Genomic DNA, 3196 nt, shown 5'->3' on the forward strand with positions numbered 1-3196 from the left:
GCCGCGCCCGGGCCGGCCGTGCCGTGTCCGGGCGTGCGGGTCCCGGGCCTGCGGATGCCGGGCCCACGGGTGCCGACAGGGTCGCCCGCGCCGGGCACGAGTCCCGCCTCGTCCTGCTCGGGGCCCTGACCCTGACGATCACGCTGATCGTCTTCAACAAGGTCGGGTCGCCCCAGTACGTCCTGTGGATCGCGCCGGTGGTCGCGGCGGGCCTGTGGGCGGACGCCGCCGCGTTCCGCGCCCCTGCGAGGATCGTCGCGTGGACGGCCGGGCTGACGACGCTGGTATTCCCGGTGCTCTACCTGCCGTTGACCGACCTGCACCCCGTGGCGGTCGCGGTGCTCGGCGCGCGCAACGTGCTGCTCGTCGTCCTCTTCGGCTGGTGCGTGCTGCGCCTGGTCGAGGAGGCGCTGGCCGCGTGGGGCCGCGAGCTCCCGCCCCGCTGGTGGTCGAGACGGGTGAGGTCCGTCCGCGTCCCCGTGGCCGTCCTGGCCGACACGACCTCCGCGACCTCCGCCTCCTCGGCGTCGTCGCTGTCGGCCGTCCACAGCCGGGGCGCTCGCCGCTCCTCCTGAACGGCGTCGCTGTACCCCTGACTGCGCCGCGGTACTGGGAATCTGGTCTGTGCCCGGGGGTCTGTGCCAGCGTTGGTGTCCTGGGCCGCTGGGGCCCGGTCGACCTCGAACTGAATGGAGCACTCATGAAGGGCAAGATCCTCTTCGTCGCCGGAGCAGCTGTGGGCTACGTGCTGGGAGCACGTGCCGGACGCGGTGCCTACGTCAAGATCAAGTCGCAGGCCGAGAGCCTGTGGGAGAACCCTTCCGTGCAGAAGACGGTCCACCAGGCCGAGGGCTTCGTGAAGGAGAACGCCCCCGTCGTGGGCAAGAAGCTGCAGGGTGCCGCCGGCGACGCGGCCTCGAAGGCGAAGTCCGTCGCCTCGAAGGCGTCCGACAAGGCCGACGACGTGAAGGCCTCCGCCTCGGGCGCCGGCTCCGACAGCGAGGGCGCCGCGAAGCTGCCCGGGGTGAACGTCGGTGAGTGACCTCAAGGCACCGGAACAGAGCACCAAGAAGTCGCTCGGCTCGCTGCTCGGCAGCTTGCCCGAGCTCATCTCCCGTCTCGTCAGGGGCGAGATCCAGCTCGCGAAGACCGAGCTCGTCACCAAGCTGAAGGAGGCGGGGGTCGGCGCAGGACTGCTGGTCGGCGCCGCGCTCTTCGGCTTCTTCCTGCTCGCCGTGCTGATCACCGCCGGCGTGCTGGGGCTCGCCACCGTGGTGGCGCCGTGGCTCGCCGCCCTGATCGTGGCGGCCGTGCTGCTGGTGATCACCGGCGTGCTCGCGCTGCTGGGCGTCAAGGCGCTCAAGAAAGGCGTGCCGCCCGTGCCGCAGCAGGCCGTCGACAGCGTGAAGGCCGACGTGGCCGCGCTGAAGGGGACCAGCACGAAGAGCACGACGACGAAGGGCGCGACCGACTGATGAGCGACGACGAGAGCGACCAGAAGCCCGGCCCGCGCGAGGGTGCGAGCATCCCCGAGATCGAGCTGGACATCGCCCGCACGCGCGAGCAGTTCAAAGAGACCCTCGACGCCATCGAGGACAAGCTGAGCGTGCCGGCCCACGCCCGGCGACTCAAGGCGAGCGTCAAGCGCCGCCTCGACGACGACCCGGCACCGGTGATCGCGACCGCGGTCGCGGGCGTGGCCGGCGTCGCCGCGATCGTCGCGGGCGTCGTCAAGATCGCCCGCCGCTGAGGCGACGCTCGGCGCGACGCTGACGGGCGGCAGGAGGCGCGCCTCCTGCCGCCTGCTGCATCACCCGCACCGCGTCGACCCTCTCGGCGCCGCCCCTCTCAGCGCCAGCACTTCCGGCACCAACCCTCTCGTTCACAGGACAGGAACACGAGACCCATGGCACAGACCAGCACGCGTCGGGACGAGACCGCCCCCGACCCGGACGACTCCCGCAAGCCCGACAGCCCCGACGACCTGCACGCGCGGTCGTGGGGCTACGTGCTCAAGAAGACCCTGCGCGAGTTCGGGTCCGACCAGTGCACCGACCTGGCCGCGTCGCTGACGTACTACGCCGTGCTGGCGATCTTCCCCGGGCTGCTCGCCATCGTCGCCCTGCTGGGCGTCTTCGGCCAGGCCGGGCCGACGACCGACGCGGTCCTCGAGCTCCTGACGCAGCTCGGCGGCGCCTCCGTCGCCGACACCCTCCGCGGGCCCATCCAGGAGCTGATCGGCTCGCAGGCGGCCGGCATCGCCCTCGTCGTCGGTGTGCTCGGCGCCCTCTGGTCGGCCTCGGGCTACGTGGGCGGCTTCGGCCGGGCGATGAACCGCATCTACAACGTCGACGAGGGGCGGCCGATCTGGAAGCTCCGCCCGACGATGCTCGCCATCACGGCCTTCACCGTCGTCCTGATCGTGATCGCCGGGCTGATCCTCGTGCTGAGCGGCGACGTCGCGAAGACGGTCGGCGACGTGATCGGACTCGGGTCGACGGCGGTCTTCGTCTGGGGCATCGTCAAGTGGCCCGTGCTGCTGATCATCGTCGTGGTGGTCGTCGCCGTGCTCTTCTACTTCGCGCCGAACGTCCGCCAGCCGAAGTTCCGGTGGATGAGCATGGGCTCCCTCCTGGCGATCGTCATCTGGGGCCTCGCGAGCGCGGGCTTCGGGTTCTACGTCTCGAACTTCTCGAACTACAACAAGACCTACGGCTCGCTCGGTGCCGTCATCGTGTTCCTGCTGTGGCTCTGGATCACCAACCTGGCTCTGCTGTTCGGCGCCGAGTTCGACGCCGAGATCGAGCGCGGCCGTGAGCTGCAGGCCGGCATGAAGGCGGAGAAGGACATCCTGCTGCCGCCGCGCGACACCGCCCAGAGCGAGAAGAAGCAGGCCAAGGCCGCCCAGGACGAGCTCGACGGGATGCGCTTGCGCCAGGCCGCCGCCGAGTCGATCGAGCGGCAGGAGGCCGAGGAGGCGCACGACGGGAACGGCCGTCGCGGCGACGACCACGCGGACGCCGACTCCGACGACCTCGACCGCGCCAAGGCGAAGGACGACGCCGCCGACGACACCGCGAAGGCGAAGGCCAAGGCGAAGCGCAAGGCCGACAAGGCCGAGGCGAAGGCCGCCGCGAAGCACCAGGACTGAGTCCGGCTCCACGCACGCACGAGGCCCCGACGACGTGAGTCGTCG

4 protein-coding genes and 1 pseudogene are annotated in these 3196 nt (G+C 71.1%); all 5 read left to right on the forward strand.

All coding sequences use genetic code 11. The features are described 5' to 3' along the window. Nucleotides 1–575 (forward strand): annotated as a pseudogene (locus RWM17_RS13365) (hypothetical protein); the annotation flags it as partial. Nucleotides 576–700: 125 nt separating this feature from the next. After that, entirely contained in the window at nucleotides 701–1042 is a 342-nt protein-coding gene (locus RWM17_RS13370) for a YtxH domain-containing protein (RefSeq protein ID WP_314104454.1), read from the forward strand. Continuing rightward, nucleotides 1035–1475, forward strand: coding sequence for a phage holin family protein (locus RWM17_RS13375; protein WP_314104456.1), 441 nt, complete (start codon nucleotides 1035–1037; stop codon nucleotides 1473–1475). The genes RWM17_RS13370 and RWM17_RS13375 overlap by 8 nt, the downstream gene beginning before the upstream one ends. Next, nucleotides 1475–1750, forward strand: a complete 276-nt coding sequence (locus tag RWM17_RS13380; protein WP_314104457.1) for a DUF3618 domain-containing protein — start codon at nucleotides 1475–1477, stop codon at nucleotides 1748–1750. The genes RWM17_RS13375 and RWM17_RS13380 overlap by 1 nt, the downstream gene beginning before the upstream one ends. 156 nt (nucleotides 1751–1906) lie before the next feature. Continuing rightward, nucleotides 1907–3151: a YihY/virulence factor BrkB family protein gene (locus RWM17_RS13385; RefSeq protein ID WP_314104459.1), complete on the forward strand. Its 1245-nt coding sequence runs from the start codon at nucleotides 1907–1909 to the stop codon at nucleotides 3149–3151. Nucleotides 3152–3196 lie beyond the last annotated feature (45 nt).

Source organism: uncultured Frigoribacterium sp. (assembly GCF_963515265.1).
In the GTDB taxonomy this organism is placed as follows: Bacteria; Actinomycetota; Actinomycetes; order Actinomycetales; family Microbacteriaceae; genus Frigoribacterium.